The organism is Microbacterium sp. LWS13-1.2, assembly GCF_040144835.1.
Taxonomy (GTDB): domain Bacteria; phylum Actinomycetota; class Actinomycetes; order Actinomycetales; family Microbacteriaceae; genus Microbacterium.
The window spans coordinates 3,532,275-3,558,385 of record NZ_CP151632.1; the positions used below are offsets into that span (position 1 = coordinate 3,532,275).

General features: G+C 71.2%; 24 protein-coding genes. 6 read left to right on the plus strand and 18 right to left on the minus strand.

From position 1 onward, the window contains the following. Positions 1-5: 5 nt before the first annotated feature. The 3 genes from MRBLWS13_RS16350 to MRBLWS13_RS16360 are packed head-to-tail and all read right to left on the minus strand — an operon-like array spanning position 6 to position 3,227. Entirely contained in the window at positions 6-833 is an 828-nt protein-coding gene (locus MRBLWS13_RS16350) for a hypothetical protein (protein ID WP_349426375.1), read from the minus strand. 23 nt (positions 834-856) lie between these two features. Continuing rightward, on the minus strand, positions 857-1,426 hold the full coding sequence (locus tag MRBLWS13_RS16355; RefSeq protein WP_349426376.1) for an LPXTG cell wall anchor domain-containing protein: 570 nt from the start codon (positions 1,424-1,426) through the stop codon (positions 857-859). 10 nt (positions 1,427-1,436) lie between these two features. Then, a complete protein-coding gene (locus tag MRBLWS13_RS16360; RefSeq protein WP_349426377.1) occupies positions 1,437-3,227 on the minus strand; it encodes a DUF4012 domain-containing protein in 1,791 nt (596 codons plus the stop codon). Between the two features lie 151 nt (positions 3,228-3,378). On the opposite strand from MRBLWS13_RS16360, the gene MRBLWS13_RS16365 reads away from it, so the two are divergent. Beyond that, on the plus strand, positions 3,379-3,525 hold the full coding sequence (locus MRBLWS13_RS16365) for a hypothetical protein (RefSeq protein WP_349426378.1): 147 nt from the start codon (positions 3,379-3,381) through the stop codon (positions 3,523-3,525). Then, a complete protein-coding gene (locus tag MRBLWS13_RS16370) occupies positions 3,525-3,986 on the plus strand; it encodes a VanZ family protein (RefSeq protein WP_349426379.1) in 462 nt (153 codons plus the stop codon). Before MRBLWS13_RS16365 ends, MRBLWS13_RS16370 begins: the two co-directional genes overlap by 1 nt. Before the next feature lie 13 nt (positions 3,987-3,999). On the opposite strand, the gene MRBLWS13_RS16375 is transcribed toward MRBLWS13_RS16370, so the two are convergent. The 10 genes from MRBLWS13_RS16375 to MRBLWS13_RS16420 all read right to left on the minus strand — a co-directional run bounded on the left by MRBLWS13_RS16375 (position 4,000) and on the right by MRBLWS13_RS16420 (position 15,354). Continuing rightward, positions 4,000-4,362, minus strand: coding sequence for a DUF2127 domain-containing protein (locus MRBLWS13_RS16375; protein WP_349426380.1), 363 nt, complete (start codon positions 4,360-4,362; stop codon positions 4,000-4,002). Positions 4,363-4,533: 171 nt separating this feature from the next. Further along, the gene (locus MRBLWS13_RS16380) at positions 4,534-5,907 is read right to left on the minus strand and encodes a DUF222 domain-containing protein (RefSeq protein WP_349426381.1); all 1,374 of its coding nucleotides are present in this window, start codon (positions 5,905-5,907) and stop codon (positions 4,534-4,536) included. Between the two features lie 231 nt (positions 5,908-6,138). Further along, positions 6,139-7,122, minus strand: a complete 984-nt coding sequence (locus MRBLWS13_RS16385; RefSeq protein ID WP_349426382.1) for a GDP-L-fucose synthase — start codon at positions 7,120-7,122, stop codon at positions 6,139-6,141. Beyond that, the gene (gmd, locus tag MRBLWS13_RS16390; RefSeq protein ID WP_349426383.1) at positions 7,119-8,162 is read right to left on the minus strand and encodes a GDP-mannose 4,6-dehydratase; all 1,044 of its coding nucleotides are present in this window, start codon (positions 8,160-8,162) and stop codon (positions 7,119-7,121) included. The genes MRBLWS13_RS16385 and gmd overlap by 4 nt, the downstream gene beginning before the upstream one ends. 253 nt (positions 8,163-8,415) lie before the next feature. Continuing rightward, positions 8,416-9,726: a UDP-glucose/GDP-mannose dehydrogenase family protein gene (locus tag MRBLWS13_RS16395; protein WP_349426384.1), complete on the minus strand. Its 1,311-nt coding sequence runs from the start codon at positions 9,724-9,726 to the stop codon at positions 8,416-8,418. A 24-nt stretch (positions 9,727-9,750) separates the two neighbouring features. Beyond that, entirely contained in the window at positions 9,751-10,452 is a 702-nt protein-coding gene (locus MRBLWS13_RS16400; RefSeq protein WP_349426385.1) for a 4'-phosphopantetheinyl transferase superfamily protein, read from the minus strand. Continuing rightward, a complete protein-coding gene (locus MRBLWS13_RS16405; RefSeq protein ID WP_349426386.1) occupies positions 10,439-10,693 on the minus strand; it encodes an acyl carrier protein in 255 nt (84 codons plus the stop codon). Before MRBLWS13_RS16405 ends, MRBLWS13_RS16400 begins: the two co-directional genes overlap by 14 nt. 19 nt (positions 10,694-10,712) lie before the next feature. Next, entirely contained in the window at positions 10,713-11,840 is a 1,128-nt protein-coding gene (locus MRBLWS13_RS16410) for an acyl-CoA dehydrogenase family protein (protein WP_349426387.1), read from the minus strand. After that, a complete protein-coding gene (locus MRBLWS13_RS16415) occupies positions 11,837-13,576 on the minus strand; it encodes an acyl-CoA dehydrogenase family protein (RefSeq protein WP_349426388.1) in 1,740 nt (579 codons plus the stop codon). Before MRBLWS13_RS16415 ends, MRBLWS13_RS16410 begins: the two co-directional genes overlap by 4 nt. Next, on the minus strand, positions 13,573-15,354 hold the full coding sequence (locus MRBLWS13_RS16420) for a fatty acyl-AMP ligase (protein WP_349426389.1): 1,782 nt from the start codon (positions 15,352-15,354) through the stop codon (positions 13,573-13,575). Before MRBLWS13_RS16420 ends, MRBLWS13_RS16415 begins: the two co-directional genes overlap by 4 nt. Positions 15,355-15,558: 204 nt before the next feature. On the opposite strand from MRBLWS13_RS16420, the gene MRBLWS13_RS16425 reads away from it, so the two are divergent. From MRBLWS13_RS16425 to MRBLWS13_RS16440, 4 genes are all read left to right on the plus strand, one after another. Beyond that, positions 15,559-16,131 carry an acyltransferase gene (locus MRBLWS13_RS16425; protein ID WP_349426390.1) on the plus strand — a complete coding sequence of 191 codons (573 nt, stop codon included), beginning with the start codon at positions 15,559-15,561 and terminating at the stop codon, positions 16,129-16,131. Next, on the plus strand, positions 16,128-17,324 hold the full coding sequence (locus MRBLWS13_RS16430; RefSeq protein WP_349426391.1) for a glycosyltransferase: 1,197 nt from the start codon (positions 16,128-16,130) through the stop codon (positions 17,322-17,324). Before MRBLWS13_RS16425 ends, MRBLWS13_RS16430 begins: the two co-directional genes overlap by 4 nt. A 179-nt stretch (positions 17,325-17,503) precedes the next feature. Then, entirely contained in the window at positions 17,504-19,021 is a 1,518-nt protein-coding gene (locus MRBLWS13_RS16435; protein WP_349426392.1) for a sugar transferase, read from the plus strand. Between the two features lie 23 nt (positions 19,022-19,044). Continuing rightward, entirely contained in the window at positions 19,045-20,229 is a 1,185-nt protein-coding gene (locus MRBLWS13_RS16440; RefSeq protein WP_349426393.1) for a glycosyltransferase, read from the plus strand. Positions 20,230-20,848: 619 nt separating this feature from the next. On the opposite strand, the gene MRBLWS13_RS16445 is transcribed toward MRBLWS13_RS16440, so the two are convergent. From MRBLWS13_RS16445 to MRBLWS13_RS16465, 5 genes are read right to left on the minus strand one after another with little or no spacing between them, the layout of a single operon-like run. Continuing rightward, positions 20,849-21,829 (minus strand): glycosyltransferase family 2 protein, encoded by a 981-nt coding sequence (locus MRBLWS13_RS16445; RefSeq protein WP_349426394.1) that lies wholly within the window; start codon positions 21,827-21,829, stop codon positions 20,849-20,851. Positions 21,830-21,867: 38 nt separating this feature from the next. Beyond that, the gene (locus MRBLWS13_RS16450) at positions 21,868-22,812 is read right to left on the minus strand and encodes a glycosyltransferase (RefSeq protein ID WP_349426395.1); all 945 of its coding nucleotides are present in this window, start codon (positions 22,810-22,812) and stop codon (positions 21,868-21,870) included. Further along, on the minus strand, positions 22,809-23,672 hold the full coding sequence (locus MRBLWS13_RS16455; protein WP_349426396.1) for a GDSL-type esterase/lipase family protein: 864 nt from the start codon (positions 23,670-23,672) through the stop codon (positions 22,809-22,811). The genes MRBLWS13_RS16450 and MRBLWS13_RS16455 overlap by 4 nt, the downstream gene beginning before the upstream one ends. Continuing rightward, positions 23,669-24,526 (minus strand): glycosyltransferase, encoded by an 858-nt coding sequence (locus MRBLWS13_RS16460; protein WP_349426397.1) that lies wholly within the window; start codon positions 24,524-24,526, stop codon positions 23,669-23,671. The genes MRBLWS13_RS16455 and MRBLWS13_RS16460 overlap by 4 nt, the downstream gene beginning before the upstream one ends. Further along, positions 24,523-26,097: an O-antigen ligase family protein gene (locus tag MRBLWS13_RS16465; protein ID WP_349426398.1), complete on the minus strand. Its 1,575-nt coding sequence runs from the start codon at positions 26,095-26,097 to the stop codon at positions 24,523-24,525. Before MRBLWS13_RS16465 ends, MRBLWS13_RS16460 begins: the two co-directional genes overlap by 4 nt. Between the last annotated feature and the right edge of the window lie 14 nt (positions 26,098-26,111).

The window sequence follows — 26,111 nt, forward strand, 5'->3', positions numbered from 1 at the left end:
ACGCGTCAGAGGAGCGTCGGATCCGGGTCGGACCACTTCTCGATGCCCTGCACCACCCAGAACGCGAAGAACAGGATGAGCGCGACCGCTTCGACGATGAGCACGATCGGGATGCCGGATCCGTCGGCGCCGGGCAGCAGGATGACGTACGCGATCAGGGTGAGAACGAGTCCCACGGCGATGACCGTGTAGAGCACACGGAACGCCGGCGTCGGCTGCGGACCCCGGCGGGGGAAGGCGTTGCGCACCGCGACCGCCGCGAACAGCGCGAAGAAGGCCGTTGTCGCGACGAAGTGCGCCTGCTGCAGGAAGGCGTCGCGTGCGAACACCCACGTGAGTGCCGTGACGGCGAGCACGACCACGGCGACCAGCAGCGACGGCCACACGGCGGCGAGCGAGACCTGACCGAGTGCGGCGAGCACGAGGGCGACGAGAAGTACGAGCGCGCCGAGCACGAGGTACACGGGCACGCCGTTCGCGGCATCCGCTTCGTACTGCGGCGGGAAGCAGCGCGCTGTGCAGTCGACGACCACGCCGGGCACGGCATCCGCTGACAGCGTCGTCGGCACGAGGGCGATGAGGGGTGCGAACAGCGCGGCGGCATCGAGGAGCGCCCGTTCGGTGCCGCGACCCGACAGCGCGAAGAGTGCGAGGGACACCGCGATCAGTGCGCCGACGAATACGTCGCGGGCGGGCGTGTAGAAGTAGTCGCTCACCGACGTGAGCCAGCCGTAGGTGGTCGCCGCCTGTGCGATCGCGACGAAGATCGCGACGACGGTGCCGGCGATGCCGATCCGCAGGTACCGGTACGTGCGCTCGAGCGAGGTCGACACGGCGGGTCAGCGCGAGCCGTGGGTCAGCGCGAGTCGCGCGAGCGCCGCACCGCGGCGACGATCGCGAGTGCGGCACCGGCGAGCAGGAGCGCGCCGCCGCCGATCCAGAGGCCGATGGTCTGGCCCTGGTCGAGACCGGTCGCGGGCAGTCCGTCGGCGCCGGTGATCGTGACGGCGGCGGTGCCGCCGGCGGACGTCGACGAGACGGCCGCGATGTTGTACGTTCCCGTCGCGTTCGAGGGAAGGGCGATGTCGATGGGGGCGAGCGAGCCGTCCTCGGCGGAGGACGTCGTGTCGCTGGCGGTGGTGATCGCGAAGCGCACCATGCCGATGCTCGCGCCGGCGCCGTTCTCACCGGTGACGGTGATCGTCACCGTCTCGTCGGACGAGAAGGTCTCGGCCGCGCACGCGAACACGATGGTGCCGCCCGCCTGCGCCGTCGCCGGCGTGGTCGTGCACGAGCCCGACGGCGGATAGATCGTCGACGCGTTCGCCGCCGTGGGCACAGCGATGACCGCTCCGAGTGCGAGCGTCGCGACGAGAGCGGCTTGGGGGAGGAACCGGGGCATAGGTGTACTGATGATGTGGGGCATCGAGAGCAGTCTACGAACCCCCGCACACGGCGGCAACCGCGGCGGGGGGTGTCAGCGTGGGAGTCATGGCGGCTTCGAGGGTCGAGGCGACGGGTGCGGCGGCCCGCGCGACGACAGTTGCGGTCGCCGTCTGGCCGGGTGGGAGGTCGATCGCGAAGCTCAGGACGCGGCGTCCGTCGTGCGTTCCGCCGCCGAATCCCGACCCGTCCGACATCGTCGCGTCGATCAGGTCGAAGCCTTCGGGCAGGTACAGATAGCCGATGGTGCGGGTGATGCCGGCCGGCACGCCGAAGCCGCTGTCCCCGGTGATGTACGGCGGAAGGTTGGCGGCGTCGGCCGGAGCGGTGTTGCCGATTGTGACGGTGAGCACGGCGTCGCCGGTCGCCCGGCCTGCGGCGTCGAGGCTGCAGCCGTCCCAGGCGAGGGTGGCCGAGGCGTTCTGGTAGAAGTCCATCTTCGAGCCGGTGCCGTCGTTGACGTAGACGCCGAAGCGCGCGGCGTCGTCGTCCGATCCCGGCAGGCCGCCGGCGAGAGTGGTGTCTGCCAGGAGGCCCTGCTCCTCCTCGTGCGCACTCCACAGCAGCAGGCGGTCCTCGTCGCCGGCCCGGGTGAGTGCGGTCACGAGCGCCGCGGGGTCGACGTCGCCGCCCGACAGCTTCGCGAACACCGAAGCCGCGGCGACGGCGAAGAAGGCGTCCTGGTCGGCCGGTCGCGGGTAGCGCGCATACACCTCGTTGAGGAGCAGCGGCACGGCGGTGTCGGCCGCGAGCACGTCGCCGGTGGGCAGGGTGATCGGGCCGGTCGCCTGCAGGAGGTACGACAGAGCGACCGGGTCGAGTGCGATGACGCCGTCGACCTGCTGCCCGCCGTGCTCGCGGGCCCACATCTCACGCGCGAGGGCGGCGCTCACCGCGAAGTCGGGCACCTGGGTCACGTTCTGGATGAACCGCGCGGGGCGTTCGCCGTAGATGGCGGTGATCTCGTCGTCCAGCGGCAGCACCGCGTCGTCGTAGCGGTCGTAGTCGCTCGACGATTCCTGCGCCGCCAGACTCAGCGCGCCGCCGTCGGTGTGGATGAGTGCCATCGCACCGGGGATGCCCCCCAGCGAGCGCCACTCGGCGTTGTTCTGAAAGAGCACGAGGTAGTTGCGAGGGCCATCGGCGCCCAGCATCGACGGGATGAGCTGCGCGGCGCGCGCGAGCGCGTCGGTGGCGGTCCCGGCCTCGGTCAGGAGGCCCTCGACCTCGTCGACCGCGGTGCGCACGGGGGTGACCAGCGCAGTGCGGTCGATCGCCGAGACGGATGCCGCAGCCGCGCCGACCCCGTCGGTCGCGGTCTGGGCGGCGCCGCTGATCTGCTGCAGCGGCGCGAGGTCGAGGCGACCGCCCTGTGGGCGCAGCGCATCGACCTGGAAAGTGCCGGCCACCTCGGAGAGCGGACGCAGGGCGGTGCCCGCCACACCGTCGAGCGATTCGGCGACGGTGGCGACGGCGGCGAGCTGGGGTCCGACCCACGGGACGCCTTCCGCGAGCTTCCACACCGGGTCGGAGGTGAGGGCGTGAGCAGCGCCGGTGTCGGTCGCGAGGGCGGCGATCGCGTCGCCCGCGGCGGCGGGGTCGGCGAGGCTGTCGCGGACGGCGGCAGCGGTCTGCTGCGCGTCGCGCAGGTGGCTGTAGGCGAGTGCGCCGCGGATGCCGACCCATGCGGCGCCGAGGATCGCGACCAGCAGGACGACGCCGAGGACGACGGCGAAGACGGTGCCGCCGGTGCGCGCAGAGCGGGGCAGAGGCGAGTCGGTCATCGATCCACCATACGATGCGGCTCAGGCGATCCTGAGCGCGAGACCCGTTGCGAAACCTTCCTGTCGACCGGTGGCAACATGCCGAGCGTAGGGTGGGGCCTGTGACGAGGGGGTCGCGTGACGTTCCGACTTCGGGGAATGGGGGCCCGCGATGCCACGATCGAGACGACGGCGGCGCTACGACATCGGACACGAGCCGTGGCTGCTGCGTGAGTACGGTGGGGCGCCGATGTGGGTCATCTGCCTGGCGGCGGCGTTCCTCGTCGCCGTGGGCGTGGTGTGGCTGGTGGCGGGCTGATGACCGATGCGCCCGCGCTCGCGTCCGCCGCCCCGACGACCGCGGCCGTCGCGGCGGTGCATGTCAGACGGGGTCAGCGGCGCGGCATCCGTCTGCTCGTCGTCTATGCCGTGATCCTGGCGTTGATCGCGTTCTGGCCCGTACCCGTCGACCGCGGCGCGTCGGGCTTCTTGCGGGCCATCTCTTCCGTGGTGCCCTGGCTGACCTACGACGTGATCGAGACGTCCGCGAACGTCCTGCTGTTCGTGCCGTTCGGAGTCCTGCTGGCGCTCGCTCTTCCCCTGCAGCGGGGGCTGGTGGTGCCGTTGGCGCTCGCCACGACGCTGGTGATCGAGTCGGGGCAGGCGCTGCTTCTCGCCGAGCGCACCCCTAGTCTGCGTGACATCGTTGCGAACGTGCTCGGCGCGACGATCGGCCTCGCCATCGTGCAGCTCATCGAACGGCGTGCGGCGCCGAAGTGACGGGTGCCGCGCGTCAGCGACCGAAGTAGCTGCGGGCGTCGCGGGTGCTCAGCAGGATCAGTCCGATGAGCGACAGCAGCGACCCGCCGATCACAGACCACAGGCTGGCGCCGGAGAAGAGTCCGAGCACCTGCAGGACGATGGTGATGGCGAAGACGACCATCGCGATCGTGCGGGCGGTGGGGTTGCCGCGCCAGAGCCCGACGCCGACGGCGAGGGTGATGGCGCCGATGATGAGGCTGATCCAGCCGAGGATCGCCGGCCAGGTGATGAAGAGACCGGCGATGATCACGAAGATCGATCCGACGATCTGCAGGAAGCCGGAGATCCAGGCGATGATGGCGACGAGCGTGACGCCGAGCGGGCGCTGAGACATGGGTGAGTCCTCCGTGGCGAGACAGATTCTGCTGACGGCTCCAACGTAGCGGTCGCCTGCCGCCGGGCACGTCTTTCACCGCGCATATCGTTCACGTTTCACCGGGTACGTCTTCACCGGGTACGTCTTCACCGGGTACGTCTTTCACGCTGAACTGCTCGAGCTCGGCGCTCAGAATGGGGCGGCGGTTTCGTCGCCCGGCACGAAGCCGACGCGCCGAGGAGGATGGTCGAGGTACGGCCGGCCGGCCGGACTGGTCCACTCGAGGGTGCCGCCGGGGAGCTGGCGCACCGTCCAATCGGTCGCGTGTTTCAGCGTGTGATGTCGTCTGCAGAGGCAGGCGAGATTGCGGATGTCGGTCGGACCGCCTCGGGCATGGTCGTGCGTGTGGTCGTCATCGCACAGTCGCGCCGGCCTTCGGCATCCGGGGAAGCGGCAGTGCGGATCCCGGGCGTTGAGGTACCGCTGCTGTGCAGCGGAGGGTTGGTAGCGGTCGACCGCGAGGACCATCCCGGTCACCGGATCGGTCATCACGCGGTCCCAACCCGGCGCGTCACCGGCGAGGCGTCGCGCGGTGGCGGGGTCGACGGGCGCGACGCCGTCGAGTTCGGCCCCGCCGCTCGTGACCCCGGTCAGGGTCGTGACAGGCACCGTGATCTGCACCGTCGCGCGGATCGCGCCCAGACCGCCCGGCGCAGCGTCGAGTGTCGGATCGATCACCGGAGCGCCGGTGAGGAGCATGTCGGCGACGAGGTCGGCGCGGATCTGGTCGATCGTCCGTTGGTCGAACCACATTCCTTCGTCGGGAGCGGTCTCGCTGCTGCTGTCGGTCGCGCCAGAGGCTGCGGCATCCGTCGCGTCTTGCGTCATCCGGAACGCGCGCCGGCGTGCGGTGTCGACGCGTTTGATGAGCTTGGCCTGCCGGGTGGTGCGGTCGAGGATGCCGTGGGCGAGCGCGGTCGGGAGCAGCTCGTTCAGCAGTGACATGCCGTCGTCGAGGTCGGTCACCCAGATGCGGCGGCCCTGCACCGCGAGGTCGTGGCGCTCTTGAAGGGTGAGCGGGTTGCGGATGTCTGCCTGCTGCCGGGCGTAGGCGCGGGTGCGCGCCGGCGTCGTCGTCTCTGCGTATTCGAGAACCGCGCGTTCGAACTCGGCCCGTGCCGCGGGCTCGTCGATCGCGCCGCCGCCGTCGAGGATCGCGCTCACGTGGGCGCGCGAGATGCGCCCCTCTTCGAGGGCTGTCACGGTGGCCGCGAACCAGGTGGTGAGCCGATGTGCGTCCCACATGTGCGACTGCATCGTGCGGTCGTTGACCTTGACGGCGAGTCCGAGCTCGGCCGCCAGTGCGCGCAGCGGCATGTCGCGTTCCTTCGTGCGTGCCGACGGGATGCGCGCCTGCTGCGTCTCAGCGAGAGCAAACGCGTCGGCCAGGAGGCGCAGCTTGCGGCCGTGGAGAGCGGCCTCTTCGGCGTGGAGGCGACGCAGCTCGTCGGCCAGCGCGCCGGCGCGCTGCGCCTCGACCCTGTCGCGTTCCGCGTCGTCCACGATGTGCCCTTTCGCCGCGCCATGCGCGGCCGTTCCCGAACGGGTTTCGCCGATCCGAGCCGCGGGGCACATCGCGGATCAGTCGTCGCGGAGGGACCGGATCGCCGATCTCTTCGCTACTTCTATGATGCCGAGGGCCTCCGACATCGGCGGCTGTCGCCGCCGCGCGACCACGCAGCAACGGTCCAGCCCGTGGATGCGGAAGACGACGATGTGGCGGCAGCCCACGGGCTATCGGCGGAGGCTGCCGATGTGGTCGCGGTACCAGGCGACGGTGCGGTCCAGCCCGTCTGCGAGCGAGATCTTCGCTGTCCACCCGGCGTCGGCGAGCTTGGAGACGTCGAGCAGCTTCTGCGGGGTGCCGTCGGGCTTGGTGGTGTCCCACTCGGTGTCGCCCTCGTACCCGACTACGCCGGCGATGGTCTCGGCGATCTCGCGGATGGTAACGTCCGACCCGGTGCCGACGTTGACCTGCTCCGGCCCGTCGTAGTGCTCGAGGAGGTGCAGCACGGCATCCGCCATGTCATCCGAATGCAGGAACTCGCGCCGGGGGGTGCCGGTGCCCCAGTTCGTCACCGACGCCGCGCCGGACTTCGCCGCCTCGTCATACCGGCGGATCAGCGCCGGCAGCACATGCGAGCCGTTCGGGGAGAAGTTGTCGTTCGGTCCGTACAGGTTCGTCGGCATCGCCGAGATCCACGGCAGCCCGTACTGGCGACGCACCGCCTGGACGTTCAGGATGCCGGCGATCTTCGCGATCGCATACGCGTCGTTCGTCGGCTCCAGATGCCCGGTAAGCAGTGCGTCCTCCCGGATCGGCTGCTCCGCGAACTTCGGGTAGATGCACGAGGACCCCAGGAACGCGACCCGCTCCACCTCGTACTTCACCGCCGCATCCATCACGTTCGACTGGATGCGGAGGTTGTCGCTGAGGAAGTCCACCGGATAGGTGCTGTTCGCCAGGATGCCGCCGACCTTCGCCGCCGCCAGCACCAGGTAGCGCGGCTTGATCTCCGCCAGATAGTCGAACACCGCGTCGCGGTCCTTCAGGTCCAGCTCCGCGGACGTCTTGCCGACGATGTTCGTGAACCCGGCGCTCTCCAGCCGGCGCACGATCGCCGAGCCGACCAGCCCGCGATGACCTGCCACGTAGAACGTCGCATCCCGATCCAGCGGCGCCGGGACGTACTGCACAGCGTCGGTGGTGGCCGTCACTTGCCGACCAGTGAGGGCTCGGATGTCCAGGAGACCAGGTTGACGGCGTCGATCCACTCCGGACGCTTGTCCAGCGCCTCCACGTCGGCGTCGACCATCAGCTCGGCGACCGCCATCCCGTCGAGCGTGGTCTTCCAGCCGAGCTTCTCGTGCGCCTTCGTGGGGTCGCCGATGAGGGCGGCCACCTCCGTCGGACGCAGGTAGCGCTCGTCGAACTTGACGAACTCCTGCCAGTCCAGGCCGACGTGCCCGAATGCCGCCGCGAGGAAGTCTCGGATCGTGTAGCCGATGCCGGTGGCGAGGACGAAGTCGTCCGGTTCGTCGACCTGCAGCATCCGCCACATCCCCTCGACGTACTCCGCCGCATACCCCCAGTCTCTGATGGAGTCCAGGTTGCCGAGATAGAGATCCTTCTGCTCACCGGCCTGGATGCGGGCGACCGCGCGGGTGATCTTGCGCGTGACGAAGGTCTCGCCGCGGCGGGGTGACTCGTGGTTGAAGAGGATGCCGTTCACCGCGAAGAGGTCGTACGCCTCCCGGTAGTTCTTCGTGATCCAGAAGCTGTACAGCTTGGCCGCCGCATACGGCGACCGCGGGTAGAACGGCGACTGCTCGTTCTGAGGGGGAGGCGTGGCTCCGTAGAGCTCCGACGTGGAGGCCTGGTAGAACTTCGTGTCGATGCCTGAGAGGCGTACCGCTTCGAGCAGACGGATCGTGCCGATGCCCGTCGTGTCAGCGGTGTGCACGGGCTCGTCGAACGACACCCGCACATGCGACTGCGCGGCCAGGTTGTAGACCTCGTGCGGATGGATCTTCATGAGCAGAGTCACCAGGCCCGCCCCGTCGCTGAGGTCCCCGTAGTGGAGGAAGAGCCTGGCGCTCGGGTCGTGGGGATCGACGTAGAGATGGTCGATGCGATGCGTGTTGAAGGTCGACGCCCGGCGTATGAGGCCGTGGACCTCGTAGCCCTTTCCGAGCAGCAGCTCGGCGAGGTAAGAGCCGTCCTGACCGGTGATACCGGTGATGAGTGCACGCTTCACGTCGTACTCCGTCCCCCAGCGACTCGCGGAGGGCGTACGAACGCCTGCGCACAAGTCACGGAATACTCGACGCCGACAGCCAGGCTCTTGGTGGGCCTGTCGGGAGCTGTCTCACCGTCGAGAACAGTGCGACAATACCGCAGTCCGCGCGGCGAGAATAGGGCTCTCGTCAGGCGCTCTCGTCAGGAGCTCCCGGCAACGACCGACGCCGGGGTATGAGCTCCGGCCGCGCCGGTCGCGACGGAGCCGGGTGTTATGGGCGTCCCATGCCGTAGTAGGTCCACCCGGCGGCCCGCCAGGCGGCGGCGTCCCATCCGTTGCGGCCGTCGATGACGACGCGGCCGGCGGTGAGGGTGGAGGCGTGTTCGGGGGTGAGGTCGCGGCGGTATTCGTCCCATTCGGTGACGAGCACGATGGCGTCGGCTTCGCGGAGGGCTTCGTCGCGGTCTTCGACGTAGTTCAGCTGCGGGTGCAGGCGCTGCGCGTTGGGGATGGCGGCGGGGTCGGTGATGGTGACCCAGGCTCCGAGGCCGTGCAGGCGGATGGCGACGTCGAGGGCGGGGGAGTCGCGGATGTCGTCGCTGTAGGGCTTGAACGCGGCGCCGAGCAGGGTGACGTTCTTCTTGAACACGGAGCCGCCGAACGCGTTGATGACGAGGTCGACGGCACGGTCGCGGCGGCGGAGGTTGATCGCGTCGACTTCGCGGAGGAAGGCGACGGATTCGCCGCGGCCGAGTTCTTCGGCGCGGGCGGAGAACGCACGGATGTCTTTGGGGAGGCAGCCGCCGCCGAAGCCGATGCCGGCGCCGAGGAAGCGGCGGCCGATGCGCACGTCGTGTCCGATCGCGTCGGCGAGCTGGGTGACGTCGGCGCCGGTGACTTCGGCGATCTCGGCCATCGCGTTGATGAACGAGATCTTGGTGGCCAGGAACGCGTTGGCGGCGACCTTGACCAGCTCGGCGGTGGCGCGGTCGGTGACGATGAACGGCGTCTGTTTGGCGACGGCCGGGTGGTACACCTCACGCAGGATGTCGGCGGCCCGCTCGCCGTCGTCGCCGGCGTCCACGCCGACCACGAGGCGGTCCGGGTCGATGGTGTCCTTGACGGCGTAGCCCTCGCGCAGGAACTCGGGGTTCCACACCAGCGTCGCACCGGTCGCCTCGATGCGCGGTGCGAGGTCTGCCGCGGTGCCGACGGGCACCGTCGACTTGCCCGCGACGACGTCACCGGCAGACAGGTAGGGGAGCAGGCCGTCGACGGCCGCGTTCACGTAGGTGAGGTCGGCGGCGTAGCCGTCCTTCTGCTGCGGCGTCCCGACGCCGATGAAGTGCACCTTCGCGCCGGCGGCCTCGGCCATGTCGGTCGTGAACTTCAGGCGGCCCGACTCCACTCCGGCGGTGAGCAGTTCCTGCAGGTCGGGCTCGAAGAAGGGCGCCTCGCCGCGGGAGAGGGCGTCGACCTTCCGCCGGTCGACGTCGATGCCGACCACGTCGTGACCGATCGAGGCCATAGCGGCGGCGTGGACGGCGCCGAGGTACCCGCAGCCGATGACAGACATACGCATGAGAGTGCCCTTCCAGGGATGGGACTAGACGATCGCCCTGACGGACGACCGTGAACGGGAAGGGGCAGCATCGACCCAGCTGACAGCGATCCTTGCATGAGTGACGCCCGATGCGGGAGTCAGCACACCGCGGACAGTGTGGTTGTTACGCAGGTGGGCGACCGCGAGCTCCCGGAAATCCAGTGCGAGCCCCTCGCCGACCGCCTTGGCATAGGACTCCTTGACGGCCCACAGCTGGGTGAGCCATGCCCTCCGGCCGGTGGACTCCAGGCCGTCGGCGTGGCGGCGCTCCGCCGGCGTGCACAGGCGACGTGCCAGCGACGGCTGGTCGAACACCGGCGCGACGAGCTCGATGTCCACGCCGATGCGGCCGTGCTCGACGACCCCGACCACGAGCCGGTCGCCGGCGTGAGCGATGCTGACGTCCAGCGTCGAGCCCGCGAGTCGTGGCTTGACGCCGCGCGGAGTCGCCTCGAACCCTCGCCAGGCGCGCCCCAGGCGTCCGGTGACGATGTCGCGTACCCACCTCCTCGCGGTCAGGAAGGACGGGAGCCGTGACTCGTCGACCGAACCGAGGGCTGCGGCATCCGCTCCGAGGAGGTGCGCAGCGTCGACGAGGTCGTGGTCGATGTCGTCGCGCGCGGGGATGCGGCCCATCACGACGTGAACCCCTCGCGCCGAGACGAGGCTTCGGCGTGCACCGGTCGCGGGGTCACTCGTCGACACGCTGGCGGATTCCCTCGGCGAGCTCGCGGATGGTGGGGTGATCCCACACGATCGTCGGGTCGACCTCGAGCTCGAACTCATCCTCGATGTCTCCGCAGAGCGTGAGGGCGTAGACCGAGTCGAGCCCGAGTTCGGCGAGCGGCGTGTCGACGGTGAAGTCGTCGGCCTGCATCTTGCCGTAGGCGACGACGCGTCCGACGAGCCACTGCTCGATCTCGGTGGCGGTCAGCTGTGCGGGCATGGTGTCGTCCTTTCGCTGGTCACAGGGGCGTCACGGTCGCGCGTGCGGGACCGATCGCCATCTCCTCGCCGCTTGCGGCGCGGGCTTCGGCGTGCGCGACGAGCCGCGCCACGAGGTCGGTGGGAAGCGGAGGCTGTCGTCGCACCACGCGTCCCCGGATACGTCGGAGACACGCCTCCATCGCGAGGGGGTCGCCCGCGATAGCCTCCGAGCCGCGCGCCTGCCTCCAGCCGTCGATGACGGCTGCGGCCGCGGTGAGCAGCGCGACCCGATGCGCGAGTTCGAGCGCCTGGTGCGGGTCTGCCGTCGCATGCCCGCCCGCTTCCACCGCGGCGAGAGCAGCCCCGGCAGCGGCCGCGAGATCGGCGTGCGCCTCGACGGCGCCAGGCGCGTCGGAAGCGATCGCCGCGGCGACGTCCGGCTGCAGGAGCGCGCGCGGCGCCGTGGCACCCGTGTCGCCGCACCAGGCGTCCACCGCGGCGGCCGCCGACGGCAGTGCGTCGGCGAGGTCCGGTACGAGGGTGGAAAGCGCGGCGAGGTCGCGCACATGCTGCTCGATGAGCTCGAACGGCGCGATCCGCGCGTAGAACGTCGAGCCGGCGAGCACCGACACCTGCTGGGCCGCCTCGGCCAGCAGCAGGCACATCAGGTGGGCGCTCAGCGCGACCGCGACGGGGGCCGCGGGCGCGTGCGCGTCCGCCAGGCACACGGCGGCGCTGCTGAGCGCATCGGCGGTCAGGGCGTCGGCCAGAGTCGCAGCCAGCAGCGAGCGGGCATGCGGGATGTCGAGCACGGTCCCGCCGTACAGATGACGGCTGTGGGAGTAGTGCACGGACTCGCGCAGCGCGGCGTCGAGCGCTCCGAGCGCCGCCGCAGGCACCGCGGCCCGGATCGCGATGGCCCGGGCGACACCAGCCACCGGGACAGCAGCCACCGGGACGATGTCGGATGCCGGTTGAGCCGTCGTGTCGAACCGGTAGGTCCGCAGCGCGCTCGTCACCAGGTGGTCGCCGTCGGGCGCGGTACCGCCGACGGCGGTGCCGCCGACGGTGAGGCGTCCGATGAGCGGTTCGAGCGCGTCGAGTCCCGCCGAGACGTCGCGCTGGAAGGCGGGACGCGCGTGCTCCACACTCTCGGCGATGCTCACGATCGCTCCGTCCACGAGGGCAGCAGCGTGACCGCGCCGCCGGCATGCGCGCGCAGCGCGGCGTCGAGCAGGGCGTCGGCGACCGCGGTCTCGACGGTGTCCGTCCCGAGCCGGTGCGCCACCCGCTGCAGCACGGCCGCGAGCCACGCATTGCTCTCCCCGAGCGGACCCGGGATGGTGCCCGCCCGTGCGAGATGGACGGCGAGGGCGCACGCGGCCCCGAAGACGAGCGCGAATCGTTCGGCGAGGTGGAAGGCGAGCGGATCGGGCTGCGACTGCCGGGGCAGGTCGCCGGCCTCGGCGAGCAGCGCGGTGTATTCGCCGAGGATCCAGCGCGCCGCGTCGACCGCGGCACGGGATGTGCGACCGTCATCCACCGCGTCGACGAGCGCCGGCAGCGAACGCAGCAGCCGTGATCCGTGCCGGGTGACGAGGCGCAGCGATGCCGTGTCGAGCGCGTCGTGCTCCACGTCCGCGCGGAGCGGCGCGAGCACCTCCGGCAGCGGCGGCGGCGCTGCCGGACGCAGTTGGTTGGGCAGCTCGTTGACGATCATGTTGAGGTTGACCACCGAGTTGCCGTCGAAGATCCCGACGACACGGCTGTCGCGCGCCGCCTTCTGGAACGCGCCGAAGGCGGACGGATGCAGCCCGCCCGAGCCCTCCGAGCCGACGATGAGCGCTCGGGGCCCGAGCAGACGGGTGAGGTCGCGGAAGAGCAGGTCGGCGGTGTCCGGGCCGAGGAACTTCACGAGCGCGCTCACGAGCGCCATCTCGCCGGGCACGGCGTGCGCCGAACGCACGCCCACCAGCATCAGGCACTCGACCAGCAGCGCGTCGGCGACGGCGATGCCCAGCGCACGCCGTGACGTCGGCGAGTCGAGCAGGCGGCCGCGCGCGCCATCCGGCACGGCGGCGGCATCGAGTGCGGTCTGCAGCGCCCGGTCGACGGCGCCCAGCGACAGGCCGGTCGTGAACGGCCGGGTCAGCTGCAGGCTCTTCAGCACGATCTCGAGTCCGTGCCCGGCGGGGCCGACGACGGCGTCCGCACCGACCACGGATCCCTCGAACCGGATGCCGGCGAGGTTGGCGCCGCGCAGGCCATGCGAGGCGACCTTGGCGTCGTACCCGATCGTGGCGGGGTCGGCCTCTTCCTTGTCGACCAGTACGAGCGACAGCGAGCGGGGCCCTGGCCGTTCGTCGGAGCGGGCGAGCACGGTCATCGCCCGGCAGCGCACGGCGTTGTTGATCGGCCACTTCCCGCCGTCGACGCGTACGGTGCCGGTGCCGATCTGCGCGGACGTCGCCGATCGCGACAGGTCCGAGCCGCGGCCGCGTTCGGTCAGCCCCCACGACACCGGGCTCCCGGTGTCGACGAGGCCCGCCATGCGGGTCGCGATCTCGCCGCCCGCGACCCAGGCGCAGATCGCGCCGAGGAAGGTCTTGCCGTGCACGGCGGCGACGGTGAAGTCGCGCCGGGCGAGGTGACGGATCATGAGCAGCGGCACGAGCGCGTCGCCGAGATTCCCGCCATGGGCCGCGGGCACGTACCACTGCTGCAGTCCGAACGCGGTGACGGCCGCGATCTCGTCCTCCGGGAACGCCGACCTCTCGTCGAGCAGCACCGATCGCCTCGTCGAGACGACCGCCTCGTCGTCGGCGGGGTTCCCGAGGAAGGCGTCGAACGCACGCACGGGGGCGAGGGTGCCGGCATCCGAGCCGGTGGCGACCGCGGTCATGCCGAGACCGTTTCGAACCCGTCGAGGTGGACGAGCTGCAGTCGCTGCTGGTGCAGGAGCCGGCGCGTGAGTGCGCGCTGCACCTTGCCGCTGGTGGTGCGCGGCAGCGTGCCCTTGCGGATGAGCGCCACGCCCAGGGCGGGCAGGGTGAACTCCGTCGCGACCCGCGCGCGCAGCGCCGTGGCGAGCGCGTCGAGGTCTTCGGCGGTCGCCGAGGGATCCACCTCGGCGACGATGCCGACTTCGGGCGCCACGCCCGGGCGCTCGAACGCGGCGCTGAGGCATCCTGCACCCAGCAGCTCCGCCGCGCTGTGCTCGAGGTCCTGGGGATAGATGTTGCGCCCGCGGACGATGATGAGGTCCTTGAGGCGGCCGGTGATGACGAGTTCGCCGTCGACCATCGCGCCGAGGTCCCCGGTGCGCAGGTACACCTCGTCGGCGACGCCGGCGAGGGTCGCACCGAACTCGGCCGCCGTCTCGTCGGGCCGGCGCCAGTAGCCCTGCGTCACGCTCGTGCCGCGCACCCAGATCTCGCCGATGCGTCCGTCGCGGAGCTCCATGGCCGTGGCCGGATCGACGATCGCGATCTCCATGCCGGCACCGGGGGCACCGCACGGCACAAGCTCGGCGGTGCGCTCACCGGGGCCCGCGGCCGCGATCTCGTCGCGTTCGAGCGCTTCGGCGCTGACGACGATCGCCCGCGGCGGCACGGTGTCGCGGTGCGCGGTGATGAGCAGTGTCGTCTCGGCCATGCCGAACGCCGGCACGAACGCTTCGCCGCGGAACCCCGCCGCCGCGAACCGCGCGGTGAACGCGTCGAGGGTGTCGATGCGCACCGGCTCCGCGCCGGTGATCACGGTCTGCAGCGACGACAGGTCGAGTTCGGCGAGCTGGTCGTCGGTCACGAGACGGCTGCACAGGGCGAAGGCGAAGTCCGGCCCGACGGTGTGGGTCGCCCGGTGCTCGCTGATCAGCCGCAGCCACAGCACCGGCCGCCGCAGGAACTGCGACGGCGACGTCATGTGCAGCATCGCGCCGGTGAAGAGGGGCTGCAGGATCTGCCCGATGAGGCCCATGTCGTGGTAGTGCGGCAGCCAGCCGACGGTGACCGAGTCCGCCGTCATGCCGACGATGCCACCGATCGCCTGCTGGTTCGCGTACAGGTTCGCGTGCGACACCATGACGCCCTTGGGAAGCCCGGTCGATCCCGACGTGTACTGCAGGATCGCGAGCGCCGACTCGTCGATGTCGGGCATCCTCCAGTCCTCCGCAGAGGCGGCGGCAGGTCCGTCGACGGCGATCACGGCGGCGTCCGCGATCGACGTCTCGCCGGCGAGGCCGAGTCCGTCCAGGGCCCCGGTCTCGGTGAGCACGGCCTTCGCCCCGGCGTCCTCGAGGATCGCGAGCAGGCGCTGGCGCACGGCGTCCGGATTCCGCATCGCGGTGATCGGCACCGGGGCCGCCGCGACACCCGCATACAGGCACGCGAGCAGCGCACGCACGAACGGCAGGCCCGGCTCGAAGGCGAGGATCACCACGTCGCCGGGCGTGAGGCCGGCGCGGGCGAACTCGACTGCGCGAGCCCGCGCGTCGGCATCGAGGTCGACGTACGACACCTCGGCGACATCGACGGGCGAGCGATAGAAGCGGATGCCGCGGCCCGCGGCATCCGTCGCCGACCGGCGCAGCCTGCGCACGAACTCGGTCCCGCTCTCTGCCGCGCCGCCCTCCCTCGCGGGCGCCCCCGCCCGTGGCACGTTCACGTCACTCTCGGTCATCACGGACTCCCCTCGGTCCTGACGCCTTCGCGCCCCGCGAGTTCCGTCCACTCCCCACAGCCTCAACAGCCGACGGATCCAGCGGCGACACTGCGGCACCCTCGTGGTACAGACTGACCGACGCAAGCGACGCCGCTGTTACACGCGCGTTAACTCTCCGGCACCCTCCTCGTGGCGCCGATCGCGGCGGCTAATCTGAGCGGCGTGGGGCGGATCAATGGGTATGGGGTGCTGCTGGGGGCGCAGCGGCTGCGGGACTCGGCATACAGCCGTCTCGTCGCCGGGGGCTTCCAGTCGTTCGGCGCGGGCTCGCGCATCATGCTGCCCGCGCGCATCGCGAACCCCGACCGGATCGCCGTCGGCGCCGGCGTGCTCATCGGCGCGGGCTCGTGGCTGATGGTCCCCTCGCGCGACGAGCCCGGGCCCGTGATCGAGCTCCATGACCGCGTGCGCATGCGCGGCGCGTCGATCTCGGCGGTGCGCAGCGTGGTGATCGAAGAGGCGGTCGGCATCGCGGCAGGGGTGTACATCTCCGACCACAGCCACGGCTTCGACCTCGTCGACGTGCCGATCCGCGACCAGCCGCTGACCGAACCCCGCCCGGTGCGGGTCTGCCGCGGCGCATGGCTCGGCCAGAACGTCGTGGTGATGCCCGGCGTGACGGTCGGGGAGGGCGCGGTCGTCGGCGCGAACGCGGTCGTCACGCGCGACATCCCGCCGCGCACGGTCGCCGTCGGCGCGCCGGCGCGCGTGGTGAGAGAGCTGGTGTCCGGGTGACGGAAGCGGACTCGCGCATCCACCGCACGGCGGCCGGACGCACAGCCGAAGGCACCGACGACTTCGTGTTCACCTTCTCCTTCGAGACGTACGCGGATGCCGTGCGCCGCGGCATGATGCGGCCGCCCGACCGCATCGTCTCCAGCCTCATGCGCAGCCCGAACGTCGGCCGCATGGTGGTGGCGAACCCGTTCCGCTGGCTGCCCCGCGTCACGATGTCGCCGGTGCTCGACCGGGACGCCCGGTTTCCGGCATCCGATCGGATCTGGCTCCACTCGCCCGCCCGCCGCCGGCGCGCGGACCGTCTCGAGCCGGCGGAGGTCGCCGCCGAGTACGCGGAGTACGACGCGTCGCTGCGGCGCGAGGCGCAGCGCCGGGGGCTCAGCGACCCGGTGGCGCTGACCTGCAATCCGCTCGTCGCCGGCTTCTCGCCCTTCGACTGGGCACGGCAGACCACGTTCTTCGCGCGCGACGACTGGCTGAGCTCTCCCGGGCGCAGCGAGTACTGGCCAGCCTTCCGCGAGGCGTACCGCCGCATCTCGGCGTCCGGTCGCAGCGTCGTGGCCGTCTCGGCGCAGATTCTCGAGCGCATCGAGCCCACCGGGCCGCACGAGGTGGTCGCCAACGGCGTCGAGCCCGCCGAATGGCTGCCGGCGCCGCCTCCGGAGCCGGCCTGGCTCGCCCGCGTGCCGCGACCGCGGGCCGTGTACGTCGGCACGCTCGACAGCCGGCTCGATGTCGAGGGGATCGCCGACTTCGCGCGTGCCCGGCCCGACGTGCACACCGTGCTGATGGGTCCGCTGCCCGATGCGGCGTACATCGCGCCGCTGCGGGCGCTCGCCAACGTGCATGTGCACGGCAGCGTCGGCCGCGCGGAGCTCATCGCGACGCTGCGCAACTGCGATCTGGCGCTCGTCGCGCACCGGCGCACGCCGCTGACCGAGGCGATGAGTCCGCTGAAGCTCTACGAGTACTTGGCGGCCGGCCTGCCCGTGCTGTCGATCGACCTTCCGCCGGTGCGCGACATCAGCGACCGCGTGTGGCTGACGCCCGCGGTCTCGGACTTCGTCGACGTGCTGGACGCGGCGCTGCAGGCGGGTCCCGCCGAGGATTCCGCGAGGACCGCCTTCATCGAGGCGAACTCGTGGACCGCTCGCCACGAGCGGATCATCACGCTCGCGCGCGGTGCGTGATACCGACGGTGTTTCGCGCGTGTCACGCGCACCCGAAGCCTGTGTAAACAGGTGGTGACCTCGCTGGTATCGCCGTAGCGGCACCGCTAGCGTGGCCTTCGCGAGCGGGGATCGCATCGACGGGCACTGGGGCCGATGGCCCCGTCATGCGTGTCGGTTGCGTTCTTGGGGGTACGCCCGTGTCATCTGCTTTTCTCGATCTTCGTTCGACGGCCCGACCGGCGTCTCCCGTCGAGCTGTTCTCGACGGTCGCCGAGATCGCGCCGCAGCCGCGCAGGCTGGGCTGGCGTCGCCGTCTCGCCTGGGGGATGATCGCGACGGATGCCGCGGCCATCGCGGTCGCCGTGTTCACCGCCCAGCTCCTGAGGTTCGGCGACCCGGTGCGCGCCGGTTCCGTCTCGACGACCGACGTGGCGTACGGGCTCATCAGCATCGCGCTCATCGTGGTCTGGCTGATCGCGCTCGCCGCGACCCGCAGCCGGCTGCTGCGCAACACCGGCACCGGCATGGTGGAGTACCAGCGCGTGCTGCAGTCGACGCTGTTCACCTTCGGCGCCTTCGCGGTCGTCGCCTACCTGCTCCAGCTGCAGCCGGCTCGCGGCTATCTCGCGATCGCGCTGCCCTTGGGACTCGTGCTGCTGATCGTCGGTCGCGGTGTGTGGCGCACGTATCTGCACGCGCTCCGGCGCGCCGGGCGCTGCATGACGGGCGCGATCGTCGTCGGGGAGCAGGGCGACGTGCTACGCGTCGTGTCGCAGCTGCGCAGCCACTACCGCATCGGCTACCGCGCGATCGCGGTGAGCACGCCCGGCTCGCCGCACGCGGGCCCGGTCGAGCAGTCGACGGAGGTGCTGCCGTTCGTGCCGCTCGACGACGTCGCGCGGGTCTCGAAGAATCGCCGGGCGCGCGCGGTCATCGTGGCGGGCAGCCTGCCCGGCGGCAACGAGGCGATCCGGCGGCTCGGATGGGAGCTCGAGAACTCGCAGGTCGAGCTGATCCTCATGTCGCGGCTCACCGACGTCGCCGGCCCCCGCATCCACATGCGGCCCATCAACGGTCTTCCGATGGTGCATGTCGACCTGCCGCGCTACTCGGGGTACAGCCACGTGGTGAAGCGCCTGTTCGACATCTCGGTCGTCACGGTCGCGCTCGTGCTGCTCGCGCCCGTGTTCGCCGCCATCGCGGTGGCCGTCCGCCTCGGCAGCCCTGGTCCGGTGATCTTCCGGCAGGAGCGGGTCGGCGCCCACGGCACGCGGTTCACGATGCTCAAGTTCCGCTCGATGGTGGTCGACGCCGAGGCGCGCCTCGCGGAGCTGCGCGCGCTCGACGAGGGCAACGGCGTGCTGTTCAAGCTGAAGGACGACCCGAGGGTCACCCGCACCGGCCGCTTCCTCCGTGCGTACTCGCTCGACGAGCTGCCGCAGCTGTGGAACGTGTTGCGCGGCGACATGAGCCTGGTCGGCCCGCGTCCGCCGCTGCCGAGCGAGGTGGAGCAGTACGAGGGCCCGGTCAGTCGCCGGCTGCTCACCCGCCCGGGGATCACCGGGCTGTGGCAGGTCAACGGCCGCTCGAACCTCTCGTGGGAGGACAGCGTACGGCTGGATCTGTACTACGTCGAGAACTGGTCGATCACCGGAGACATCGTCGTGCTCGCGAAGACCGCCAAAGCCGTACTGCACAGCGACGGCGCCTACTGAACCACCCGAGAGGTCGTAGGAACATGTCAGGTCTCATCGTCCAGGAATGGATAGAACGCTCGGGCGGCGCCGAACAGGTGCTGGACGCCTTCCGGATGGCCCTGCCCGACTCACGGATGTTCGCGCTGTGGAGCGATGACGGCGAGCGGTTCCCCCGCAGCTCGGTGCACGAGTCGTGGATGGCGCGCACGCCGTTGCGCCGCCACAAGGCGATGGGGCTGCCCCTCATGCCGGCGACGTGGCGGGCGGCGACGGTGGGCTCGCTGCCCGACTGGGTGCTCACGAGCAGCTATGTTTTCGCGCACCACTGCGACTTCGGTACGCGGCGCGATGGTGTGCCCAAGTTCTCGTATGTCCACTCGCCGGCGCGGTACCTGTGGGAGCCCGAGCTCGACCGGCGCGGGAGCTCCGCGGCGCTCGCCGCCGCACGCAGCGTCCTCAAGCGCGTGGACCGCGCCGCGGCGGCGCACGCCGGCGACCTGGCGGCGAACAGCGAGTTCGTGCGCCGACGCATCCTCCGCTCGTGGGAGCGCGACGCCCGCGTGATCCACCCGCCGGTGAAGGCCCGCGAGATCATCGAGGGCGGCGACTGGGCCGAGCGGCTCACTGCCGAGGAGCAGGCGGTGCTCGAGGCGCTCCCCGAGCGCGGCTATCTCATGGCGGCGTCGCGACTGGTGCCGTACAAGCGCCACGACGCGGTGATCCGGATGGCCGATCGGCTGGGCGTGCCCGTGGTCGTGGCCGGCACCGGGCCCGAACGCGACTACCTCACGGCGCTCGCCGCATCGGCGTCGGTGCCCGTGCACATGCTGGGCTTCGTGTCGGACGCGCTCATGCGGGCGCTCTTCCAGCGCGCACTCGCCTTCGTGTTCCCGCCCGTCGAGGACTTCGGCATCATCCCCGTCGAGGCGATGGCGGCGGGATGCCCCGTCATCGTCAATCGCGTGGGCGGTGCCGCCGAGTCGGTGATCGACGGCGTGACCGGCTTCACGGTGAATCCCGACGACCCCGTCGAGCTCGCCGCGGCCGTGGCGGGTCTGGACCGCATCGATCCGGATGCCGCGCGGGCCCGCGCCGCGGAGTTCGACGTCTCGCGCTTCGTCACGCAAGTGCGGACATGGGTGCTGGGGTCGACGGATGCTGCGTCCCCGCGTGCACTATCGGTGCCCGCGTCCGAACACGTCGACGCCGAGCGGGTCTCGACCTGACGCCGGGCCCCGCGCGGCCCCTTGCTCCCGGTCGTTGAGCGAGCGAGGTACGAGCGAGTCGAAACGCGCCGCACCCGGCGTAGACCCCGGCCCCGACGATCCCGCATATCCGGCGCGTTTCGACTGCGGGCGCCAGAGCGCCCTCCGCTCAACGACCGGGGGAGGCCCCGTTTCGACTGCGGGCGCCAGGGCGCCCTCCGCTCAACGACCGACCTCTGCCGGTCGTTGAGCGAGCGAGGAACGAGCGAGTCGAAACGCGCCGCACCCGGCGCACACCCCGACCCCGGCATTCCCGCATATCCGGCGCGTTTCGACTGCGGGCGCTGGGGCGCCCTCCGCTCAACGACCGGGGGGAGGCCCCGTTTCGACTGCGGGCGCCAGAGCGCCCTCCGCTCAACGACCGGGGGAGGCCCCGTTTCGACTGCGGGCGCTGGGGCGCCCTCCGCTCAACGACCGACCTCTGCCGGTCGTTGAGCGAGCGAGGAACGAGCGAGTCGAAACGCGCCGCACCTGGCGTAGACCCCGGCCCCGACGATCCCGCATATCCGGCGCGTTTCGACTGCGGGCGCTGGGGCGCCCTCCGCTCAACGACCGGGGCGGGCGCTGGAGCGCCCTCCGCTCAACGACCGGGGGTGGCGGCGGGCTCGGGCAGCCCGCGGCCGAACAGCGCGGCCTCGGCGTGGGGGTAGCCCGACGCCCAGTCGGCGCGACGCCGCCACACCGTCGTCCACGGCCGGTTCGCACGGCGGGTCAGGGTCTCGAGCGTGGCGCGCACGGCGACGCCCGTCTTCAGCAGCAGCACCCCGACGGCCGCTCGTCGCGGCGGCCAGGTCTTCTCGAGGTAGGTGACCTTGCCGGCGAGCACCATCGAGCCCTTCGAGCTGCCCGCCGACGACCCTCCCACGGTGTGGATGATCGCCGCCGGGGGATAGACGACGCGCGCCATGCCCCGTGCGGCCGCCCGCATGCTGAACTCCGCGTCCTCGCCGTAGAGGAAGAAGTCCTCGTCCATGCCGCCCAGCTCAACGAAGTCGTCCCGGCGGATGAGGAGCAGGCACCCGGTGATGATCGGCACCTCGCGAATCGTGTCGCGCGGCCACGTGCCCAGCGACTCGGGGTCGAACAGGCGGGAGCGCCGGAAGACGGTCGACAGCATCGTCGCGTACATGCTGAGCGACCAGAGCGTCGGTGCGCCCCAGCACGACGAGGGCTCGAGCGTGAGGTCGGCCCGCAGCGTGCGCCCGCCGATGAGGCGGTACTGCGGATTCTCGCGGGCGAAACCGATCATCCGTGGCAGCGAATGCTCGAGCATGACGGCGTCGGGATTGAGCAGCAGCACGAACTCGCCGCGCGCGAGGGCGGCACCGCGGTTGACTGCGCGGGCGAACCCGAGGTTCTCGCCGGCCTCCACCACGTCGATGCCGGGGTGCGCCGCGCGCAGCGCCGCCGCGCTGCCGTCGCCCGATCCGTTGTCGACCACGACGACCTGCGCGTCGAGGCCGCCCAGGTGTGCGAGCACCGAGCCGACGCACGCGATCGTGTCGTCGCGGGTCTCGTAGTTGACGATGACGACGGTGACGTCGGGGGCCGGGGTCTGCACGGGGTCCTCCCAGAGGTGATCGCGACGGATGCCGGTGCTCAGAGCGGCACGGGGGCCAGGTCTTGCGAGCTCACGGCACGCCAGCGGCGCGCGGTGTCGAGGGTGGACGCGCGCAGCGAGCTGGGCTCGCACACGATGGCGAGCCCACGGTCGCCCAGGAACCGCGCGAGATCCCGCTGGTGCGCGTCGACGTGCTCGCCGTGCTCGACCGAGCGCGGTGCGAGCACCGGCACCTTGCCGGCGGACAGCGCGGCCAGGGCGGTGCCGGTGCCGGCGTGCCCGATGATCACGTCGGCCTGCCGCAGCGCCGCGCCGAGCTCGCTCGACGGCAGGGACGAGACCGCCGTGATCGGAAGGTCCGACACGTCCGTGGCGCCGACCTGCCACAGCGTCTCGACGTCGCCGTCGAGGTCGCCGAGAGCGGCGCGGGCGGCGTCCACGAGCCGTCGGTACCCGAAGTCGCCGTTGCCGCCGACGGTGACCACGGCACGGCGGATCGGCGCGGGGTCGTCGACAGGTTCGACGCGGAAGCCGTCGAACACCGACAGCGCGTACCGCCACCGGGCGTTCACCGCGTGCGGATACTGCACGTAGCGGTCGACCCAGGGCACCCGCTCCATCACCTTGCCCGTCGCCGAGATGCCGGTGACGCGCGTCGCGCTCTCGATGTAGGTGAACGGCACGCGCCGCGCCGACGCGGGCACGAGCGCCGACAGCGCGATCTGGGCGCCCGTGCTGATGACACGGTCGACACGGTGATCCCGCATCGCCTGCAGCGCGATGCCGGTGTCGCGCATGACGCCCGCGTAGTCGCGCGGCGGCCGGGTGGGCACGTGGTACACCGTCTGGCCCTCCAGCAGCGACCGGCTCTGCGCGGTGTCGTCGGTGAGCCAGACGACGTCGTCGCCGTCGGCGACGCGGGGTGCGAGCATGGTCAGCTGAGTGAGGTGGCCGCCCGAGATCGCGACGAGGAGCGTGGTCATGGTGCGGCCTCCATGAGGGTGTCCCAGGCGATCTCGGCGATCACCTGCTGGCCCGCCACGGACGGGTGGAAGTGGTCGATCGCCGAGATCTCGGCGGGCGAGAACTCGTAGGCGAACACGGCGCCGCCGTCCGAGATGCAGGCGCTGTCGGCTGCACAGACCTCGGCGATCACCGTGTTCAGCTCGTCCGTGCGCGTCGCGACGGCGTCGCGCCGCTCGGTCGCGGCCGCGTCGGTCGCGGCGGCGTCGCCGAGCAGGTTGCTGCACGACGGGCTGCTGTCCCAGACGTCCCGAGTGCCCTGGTCGTCGCGGCCGACCTCCCACAGCCGGTGGAGGTCGGGGATCGACAGCGCGAGCACGCGGGCATCCGGCAGGCCATCGCTCAGCGCGGAGAGAAGTGCTGTGTACGACGCCCGGAAGTCCTCGACGCTCGTCATGCCGTCGACGTCGGGGGCGCAGACGTCGTTGCCGCCCAGCAGCACCAGCACGAGTTCGGGCCCGGCCGCGATCACCTCGTCGACGCGCGCGACGGCATCCGCGACCGTGCCGCCGTCCTTCGCGGCGTTGACGGTGTTGGGAACGCTGCCGTTGGCCGCGCCGATGCGCATCGCGACCGAGCCGACGGCGGGCTCGTCGCCGGTGGCCCAGTTCGCGGCGGTGCAGCGGCCCGGCTCGGCGCAGGCGTTCACGCCGAGGGTCATCGAGTCTCCGAGTGCGCCGATCGTGGCGACCTGCGAGAGCGTGGGACTCGACTCGAGTTCGTCGAGGTCGACCGGCTCCGGTGCGGGCGCCCCCGCACAGGCGGTGAGCACCGCCAGGAGGAGTGCGATCGCGGCGGTCGTCGCGGCTGGTCTTCTCATGCCATCACCCGGCTCGTGTCGTCTCGGTTCCAGGTCCGTGTGCGCGCGCGAGCGATGTCGCGACGGGCGAGCACGTTCGGCAGCGTCCAGCTGACGCAGTACACGGCGAAGGGCACCCAGAGGCCGGGCCGTGCCGCGACGCGTCGCACGAGCCCGCCGCGGGATGCCGCTGACGGCCGCGCGGCATCCTGGTGCTGCACCCGGTCGGGCAGCTCGCGGTTGCCGCGGGCGATGCGCACCGAGCGGCGCAGGTGCGCGCGCATGTCGGCCGCCGAGCGCACGCTGAACGTGTGGTCCGCCAGCATCGCTCGCTCGGCGGGGGCGAAGAGCTGCTGCACGAATCGGTCGTCGGCGATGACGTCTGGCCAGGCGTCGAACCGGGCGCGGCCGGCCCGCGTCAGCGCGTAGACCCCCGAGCCGATGTGATCGCTCTGGCGGTAGTCGCTGAGCTCCCAGATCCGGTAGTGCTGACGGACGAGCCAGGACGCCCCGGAGGTGTCGACGTGCAGCCGAGGAGATGCGACCTCGATGCCGGGTGCGTCGAGGGCGTCGGCGAGTGCCAGCAGGGCGTCGGCGTCGATCCGCACGTCGGCGTCGACGTAGGCGCGGGGGAAGACGGATGCCGCGTCGTCACCGGCCTGCAATGCCGCGATCTTCGAAGCATGCGGCGTCTCGACGACCTGGACGCCGTCGTAGGCGCGGGCGCGGGCGGCGGTGTCGTCGGTGCAGCCGTTCGCCGCGACGATGATCTCGAACTCGTCCCTCCAGCCGGAGTCGCACAGCGCGCCCAGCACGCGGTCGATCACCGCGCCCTCGTCGTGCGCGGGGATGACGATGCTCAGCCGCGCGGTCATCGGCCGGCCTCCGGGGTCCACGCCGGCTTCGGTGCCGCGGCCGTGCGCGATCCCTCGGTGACGACCCACGCGGCGACGGCGAGCAGCATCATGTGCACGAGGAACGACTGGAAGAAACCGAACGCGTCGAAGAAGAACAGCGCCGCGCTGTAGCCGGCGATCGAGACGGCGAGGGCGAAGGCGAGCAGCGCGTGCCGCGGCTCGGCCGCCCAGCGCAGGGCGTAGACGAGCAGCATGACGACCGGCACCAGCATGAAGATCGCGTAACCGATGACGCCGAGTGCGCCGCCTTCCATCAGGATGCTGAGCACCTGGTTGTCGAGGATGAACGAGTTCGCGTCGTCGCCGACGACGATGCGACTGCCGAACCCCTGCCCGAAGAAGGGGTACTGGCGCACTTCGACGAAGGCCGGTTCCAGGTCGGCGAGACGCCCGGCTCCCGTCATCCCCGCTGAGGAGTACTGCGATGCGATGAGCGTGTCGACGTCGAGGAACGACAGCAGCATGGATTCGACCTGGGCCGGCACGAGGAACATCGCGAGCAGGAGCGCCGGCACTGCGAACGCCGCCAGCAGCAGCGCGACCTTGGGCCGCAGCAGCAGGGTGAGCAGGAACATCACGCCCATCACCACGACGGCGGTGCGCGAGATGGCGGCGACGATGCCGCCGAACACGAGGACGGTGCCGATCCCGTACGCGATGCGCCGGTTCCACACGTTGCGCGGCCAGATGGCGTACTTGGCCAGGTAGATGAGGATCGGCAGGAACATGCACAGCATGACCGCGAGGGCGATCGGATGCTGCGCCGAGCCGTACGCGCGATTCACCCCGGCCCGCATGGCGTCGCCGCCGTCGTCACGGATCACGATCAGCGGCAGGAAGTTCGCGAGCATCAGGAAGACGTTCGTGCGGGCGACGCGCTCGAAGACGGCGAGGAAGGCCACGATCACGGCCATCCACGTGAGCACCATGAGGAAGCCCATCACCATGCGCTCGCTGGTCAGCATCTGGCGCACCGAGAAGAACACCGACAGCAGGACGCCGAGCTGGAAGAAGCCCGACAGTGCGGTCGTGGCCAGCCCCTCGTTCACCAGCCGCGTGCCGTTCGCAATGAACGACACCAGCAGGGTCGCGAGGAAGATGCCGATGGGCCAGCCGAAGGCGACGGGGCGCCAGCGCCGTGACCGGTCGAACAGGAACGCGAGCCCGAGCGCGGCGATCGCGATGAAGATCATGAGGCGGTACGCCTCGAGCGCGAACGGCAGGGGGATCGGCAGCGCGTAGCGGCGGGCCGGGATGAACATGACGGTCGCGGCGAGCAGGAACAGCAGCGCCGGCCACGTGAACAGGATGCGGCGCAGCAGCACGATGAGCGCGATGCCGAGGAGGGCTGCCCCCACCGCGATGGGCGGAAGGAAGATCACCCCGGCGATCACGATCGCGGCGAACAGGACCGCGATCCCGGCGACGGTGCCCCAGTGGGGGCGTCCTGCGTGGCCGGGCGCGACCTGGACAGGTAGAGCGTCGGTCTCGTCGGCGGGTGTGATGGGCGGTGCGCTTCCGGACGACATGTCGTGGCTCCGAA